Consider the following 5,588-nt stretch of genomic DNA (forward strand, 5'->3'; position numbering starts at 1 on the left):
CGGCGACCCGCCCGAGCGCCGCCACCGCGTCCAGACGCGCCTGGGCGAACCGGGCCTGCGCCTCGCCCGCGGCCTGCCCGGGGCGTCCCGCGCCGAGGAAGCGCCGCGTCATGCCCAACTGCCAGTCGGCGGTGTGGACGAAGCGCATGCTCACCTCCCCGAGGACCGTGCCGACCGTAGGCCGTCGCCACCGGCGGGCCGACGGCGACACCCCGACGGCGACACCCCCGACCGCGAGGCTCCGCGATGCCGTCGTGATCAGGAGATCACGACCCTCCGACAGTCTCGCCGATCACCGGTGGGCCCGAGGATCAGGGCGTCGCTGCGGGGCCCGCTGGCGCCGGGCCGGTCCGTCGGGCAGGTTCCGACGGGTGAGCACCCCACTTGTCCGTGTCGAGACCGGCAGCGACCCCGAGCTTGCCGTGGTCACCGTCAACCACCCGCCGCTGAACCTCTACGACCGCGACCTGCACACCTCGCTGATCGAGGCCGTCACGACGCTCGAACGACAGCGCCCGCGCGGTGCGCTGGTGCGCGCGGAGGGCAAGGTCGTCAGCGGTGGCGTCGATGTCCGGGACGCGTTCCTGCCGCTGGCCCAGAACTCCGACGTCGAGGCGGGCACCCGGTACTTCGCGGAGCTGGTGGAGCTCGGCGAGCGGGTGCACCGGCTGCCGTTCCCGACGGTGTTCGCCGCACACGGCCTGACCCTGACCTGGGCCTTCGAGCTGGCGCTGGCCTGCGACCTCATCGTCGCGGGCGAGTCCGCGAGCTTCGGGCTGATCGAGGCCACGGTCGGCCTCACCCCGGCCATGGGCGGCACGCAGCGCCTCGCGGAGCGGGTCGGGCAGGGCCGCGCGAAGTGGTTCGTCATGACGGCCGGGCGGTTCGGCGCCGCCGAGATGGAGCGCTGGGGTGCGGTGGACCGGATGGTCCCCGACGACGAGGTGGAGGCCACCGCCCGCGAGCTCGCCCGGTCGCTCGCGGCCGGGCCGACGCGCGCGCACGCCGCCACCAAGGAGATCCTCCGTGAGCTCGCCGCGGGTGGGCTGGACCGGGCGAACGCGCGCACCGCCGAGATCGCCGGGGCCCTGTTCGGGAGCGACGACCTCCGCGCCGCCATGGACTCGTTCGTCGAGCGCGGGCACGGGAAGGCCACCTTCACCGGCCGTTGAGCCCCGGCGCGCGATTGTTGCGCCGAGCCGGGGGGTTCCTGATCAACCCCACCCCGCGCCGTGCCACGTCGAGGGGCACTCCACCCAGGTCGAGGAGCCGCCCGCCCTGCCTCACGTGCTCCTGATCTTCGGCGGAGCGAGCTATCCCCGTTCCGCCCGGTAACACGAACACGTGGTGTGTGTTACTCAAGGTTTCTGTTACCAGGAGTCGGGGATACCTTCGTGTCGTCTGCACGCGACACCTGGGGAGATGACACCCGTGAGCACCCCGACGACGACCGCGCCCGAGGATCGGCAGGCCCGGTCGGCACACTCCGCGAACGGCGGCGGGACCGACGTCTCGACCCGACTGCTGCGCTCCGCGGCGAAGAAGTCCTACGACCCGGCCGTCGACATCGACTGGGACGCCCCGCTCGACCCGCAGAAGAGCTGGACCCCCGAGCACCGCGTCTCGCTCTACGGCACGCCGCTGTGGGACGCCCTCGACGCCGACCAGCGCCACGAGCTGGCCAAGCACGAGGCCTGCAGCATCGCCGGCGCGGGCGTGTGGTTCGAGACCCTGCTCATGCAGCGGCTGCTCAAGGACTTCTACGACGCCGACCCGGCGACCGACCGCGCGCAGTGGGCGCTCACCGAGGTGGCCGACGAGTGCCGGCACTCGCAGATGTTCACGCGCATGACCCAGGTGGCGGGGGTGCCGACGTACGGCCCGGTGCCGTGGGTGCGCCGGCTCTCGAAGCTCTACAGCGTCGTGACCTGGGGCCCGTCGGCCTACGCGACCATCCTCGTCGCCGAGGAGGTCCTCGACCGCCTCCAGCGCGAGCAGGCCGAGGACCCCGACGTGCAGCCGCTCATGCGCCAGGTCAACAAGATCCACGTCATGGAGGAGGCGCGGCACGTCTCGTTCGCCCGCGCCGAGGTCACCGACGGGATGGCCCGGCTCTCGCGCCCCGCCCGGGCCTACCACCGGCTCGCCACGGCGCTGGTCAGCTTCCTCATCGTCCGGAGCCTGATCCACCCCGAGGTCTACTCGGCGGTCGGCATCGAGCCCGGGCGCGGTCGTCGCGAGGCCCTGGCGAATCCGCACTACCGGGAGATGATCCGGTGGGCGGGGGAGAAGATCCTGGGCTTCCTCGACGAGGCGGGCATGGTCAAGGGGCCCGGGACGGCGGTCTGGCGCCGCGCGTTCCTGCTGCCCCGCCGCTCGCGCGCCTGACGCCTACGTCAGCGGGAGCTCGGCGATCGGCTCCAACCTGCCGTCCCGCCCGGAGCGCTCCCAGCGCACCCGGGCGGTCCGGCCGGTGATCTCCAGCGTCGCAACGGCGTTGCCGAACCACGGGCCGCCGATCGGATCCCACGTCACCGGCTCCTCGGGCACGCCCCACCAGCGCCCGAGGCGGCGCACCACTCCCACGACGGGGCGCATCCACCCGACGGCGAACACGTACTCCATGAACCACGGGACGCCGTTGCGGACCGGCGAGCAGGTGAGCTGGTAGACCCGCGAGCGCGTCGGCGTCGCGAACCCGGCCCGCGCGGCGTAGCAGTGGTGGACGTCCCCGGAGAGCACACAGATCGTCTCGGGCGCCGACGACGACGACCCCACCCGCTCGACGAGCCGGGCGAGCCGGTCGAACGACGCGCGGAAGGCCGGCCAGTGCTCGAGGTCCACGGTCTGGCGCAGCCGTTCCGCGAGCCGGCTGCCCGCCGCGGCCGAGCGCTCGTTCATCGCCTGCACCTGGGTCGCCGCGGGCGGCATCAGCCACGGGATCGACGTGCCCAGCAGCAGGTGGTCGATCTGCTCGGGGGCCTCGGCGGCCTGCTCCTCGATCCAGGTGAACGTGGCGTCGTTGACCATGAGGCGCTCGTCGTCGTTGAGCACCCGGCCGCACCGTGAGTCGATCATGATCAGCCGCGTCCGGCCGAGGTCCCAGCGGTAGCTCCAGCTGACGCCCTCCGGGTCCCCGACGGCGGCGTCGGCCCGGGCCGCGTACTGCTCGAGCAGGGGCCAGACGTCACCGTCCGCGGCCGTCACGGCCTGGTAGAGGGCGTCGTCGGCGAGCGTGGCGGGGTCGAGGTTCCCCATGTGCTGGTACACCCAGTACGACGCCAGTCCCGCCCGGATCCGCGCGGGCCACCAGTCCTGCTGCGCCATCTGCTCGCGCCAGGCCTGCGAGGTGTTCCAGTCGTCGCGGATGTCGTGATCGTCGAAGATCATCGACGTCGGCACCGTCGAGAGGAGCCAGCGGACCTCCGGGTCCGACCAGGTCTCGGCGTAGAGGTGCGCGTACTCGGGATAGTCGGCGATCTCGAGTCCCGCACCGGTCTCGACGCCGCGCCGCGCGCGGATCCACTCCTGGGTGCGGGGCGTGGTCTCGTCCGCGTAGATCTGGTCGCCGAGCAGGCACACCGCGTCGGGCAGTTCCGCGGCGGCCGCCTCGTCGGAGCCCGCGGTGCGCATGACGGCGATCAGCCGCGCCGCGTAGGCGTCCAGGGCGTCGACGCCGAGTCCGCGCTCCAGCTCGGGGTCTCCGGTCGGGGGGTAGCGGCAGGAGCCGAACACGATCCGCTGGCGTCCCGGGTCGTCGACGACGGCGGACGTGGCGTGGGTGCGGATGCGGCTCGCCGGCATCCCCGACCGCTCGAGCGGCCACACCCGGCGTCCGTCGACGTGCACCTCGTAGGTCCGGCAGGTGCCGGGTTCGAGATCCCGCACGACGACCAGCGCGTAGTGCTGGTCCTGCACCCGGAAGGTCGGGGCCCGGTGGCCGAGGACCTCGACCTCGCCGGGGCCCGTGGTCTCGACCCAGACCGTCGCGGTCGTGGTCCCCACGTGGCGCAGGATCGGGCCCAGCACGAGGCCGGAGGTCTGTACGCCGGTCGCCGTCACGCCCGCATCTCTACCGCACGGGTGCCCGGATCTCGCTACGGGCGGTCGGTGAGCCGCCCGAGTCGTCGTTGGATCTCGTCGAGCCGGGCCTGCAGGAGGGTGACCTCCGCGGTCAGGAGCGGGATCTCGGCGTCGGGGCTCATGTCAGCACCGGGACTTTCCTGACGCTGGACGTCCGGAAACCGACTTTCATCGTCGGCGCCGGCCAGCGGCGCGAGCGGAGCCATCGCGGCGTGCCCGTTGCCCTCGTCGACGGACATCGGCACGCCGGAGAGCGCGCCGAAGGTCTCCAGGGAGAGCACCGCGCGGCGTCCGGCGCACTCGCGGCACACCGGCTCGAGCCGCCGCCAGCCGACGATGCCGCCGCCGACGTCGTCGAGCGCCGCCGGGGTGCGACCGCACCGGCAGCGCCCGATCCGCACCGAGCGCACGGTCTGGCGCTGGTATCGCAGCCCGAGCTCGTAGGAGACGTAGCGCCCGGACGCCAGGACCTCGAGCAGCACGCTGCGGTCGTACTGCTCGTCGCAGGCCAGCGCGCGGGCCTGGTCGGCGTCGTGGAAGCAGTAGAACCCGCAGTCGCACCACGTCGACGGGCAGCGGTGCCGGGTGGACTGCACGCACACGGCTTCCGCGACGGCCCCGTAGACCTGGCTGCGGCCGAGCGCGACGCCGTTGAAGCCGACGGCGGTCCCGTCGGCCGAGAGCATCGGGTACGCGATCTTCCACCCGGGCAGGGCGGGCCGGTCGGCCAGGACCTCCGGCTCGGGCCGGTCGGCCCGTCGGCCGAAGAGAGCGCGTCCCGCGAACGCGCTCAGCTCAGTTCCCGGTGACGGCCGGGTCCGGGATGCGCTCCGCGGTCACCGGTGCCTCGGCGACCGGCGCGAGCGCGTCGTCGTCCCCGACGGCGGGTGGGGCGGGAGTCGGGGAGGGCGGGTCCTCGGCGATCCCGGCGGTGAGTCGGCGGCCCAGTCGCATGTCTGCCTCCCGTGGAGTGCGTGGCGGTGACGCGGATCTGATGGTCGGTCCCGGTCACGCCCGTGTCCAGAGGCAAGGACGGGTCGTCACGAGATCGTCGCGGAGCGGGCCGGTCCTCCGCGGCGGCGCGAGCGGGGTCTCCGACGAGCACGAGGGCCCGGTCCGGACACCAGGGGAGCGGTCCGGACCGGGCCCTCATCGAGCCCTGGGGTCGACGGTCCTCCGATCCGCCGGCCCCCGCGGAGTCCTACTCCGCGGCCTCGAGGCCGAGGTCGTCGATCGCCGCGCCGACCTCGTGCTCGGTGTCCGAGACGCTGTGGTCGAGGTACTTCGCGACCGGGGTGACCTCGGCGGCGTTGGCGGCCGGGGCCGAGATCCCGACGGCGAGCGCCGGGCCGGCGAGCGCCGCGAACGCGAACCGGAGGGTGCGGGCGGAGGGCTTCTGCATGTGGGGGGTCCTTCCCGATCAGGACGGTCGGTCCCGGAGCGGGGCTGCTCCGGACGACACCGTTCGGGTGTCGATCGGCCCAACGACCGGTCACGAAGCGGGA

Annotated in this window: 6 protein-coding genes; 2 read left to right on the forward strand and 4 right to left on the reverse strand. The window is 73.5% G+C overall.

Annotated elements, in window-relative coordinates:
- Positions 1–371 precede the first annotated feature (371 nt).
- On the forward strand, positions 372–1,172 hold the full coding sequence (locus VGI02_RS28050) for an enoyl-CoA hydratase/isomerase family protein (protein WP_331633190.1): 801 nt from the start codon (positions 372–374) through the stop codon (positions 1,170–1,172).
- 259 nt (positions 1,173–1,431) lie between these two features.
- On the forward strand, positions 1,432–2,388 hold the full coding sequence (locus VGI02_RS28055; RefSeq protein WP_331633192.1) for an AurF N-oxygenase family protein: 957 nt from the start codon (positions 1,432–1,434) through the stop codon (positions 2,386–2,388).
- Positions 2,389–2,391: 3 nt separating this feature from the next.
- Here VGI02_RS28055 and VGI02_RS28060 read toward each other — a convergent pair whose 3' ends face one another.
- From VGI02_RS28060 to VGI02_RS28075, 4 genes are all read right to left on the reverse strand, one after another.
- Positions 2,392–4,062 carry an alkaline phosphatase D family protein gene (locus VGI02_RS28060; protein ID WP_331633194.1) on the reverse strand — a complete coding sequence of 557 codons (1,671 nt, stop codon included), beginning with the start codon at positions 4,060–4,062 and terminating at the stop codon, positions 2,392–2,394.
- Positions 4,063–4,097: 35 nt separating this feature from the next.
- Positions 4,098–4,769: a hypothetical protein gene (locus VGI02_RS28065; protein ID WP_331633196.1), complete on the reverse strand. Its 672-nt coding sequence runs from the start codon at positions 4,767–4,769 to the stop codon at positions 4,098–4,100.
- Positions 4,770–4,878: 109 nt separating this feature from the next.
- Positions 4,879–5,037 (reverse strand): hypothetical protein, encoded by a 159-nt coding sequence (locus VGI02_RS28070; RefSeq protein ID WP_331633198.1) that lies wholly within the window; start codon positions 5,035–5,037, stop codon positions 4,879–4,881.
- A gap of 247 nt (positions 5,038–5,284) precedes the next feature.
- Positions 5,285–5,485 (reverse strand): hypothetical protein, encoded by a 201-nt coding sequence (locus tag VGI02_RS28075; RefSeq protein ID WP_331633200.1) that lies wholly within the window; start codon positions 5,483–5,485, stop codon positions 5,285–5,287.
- Positions 5,486–5,588 lie beyond the last annotated feature (103 nt).

The organism is Actinomycetospora sp. (assembly GCF_036497245.1).
GTDB lineage: Bacteria > Actinomycetota > Actinomycetes > Mycobacteriales > Pseudonocardiaceae > Actinomycetospora.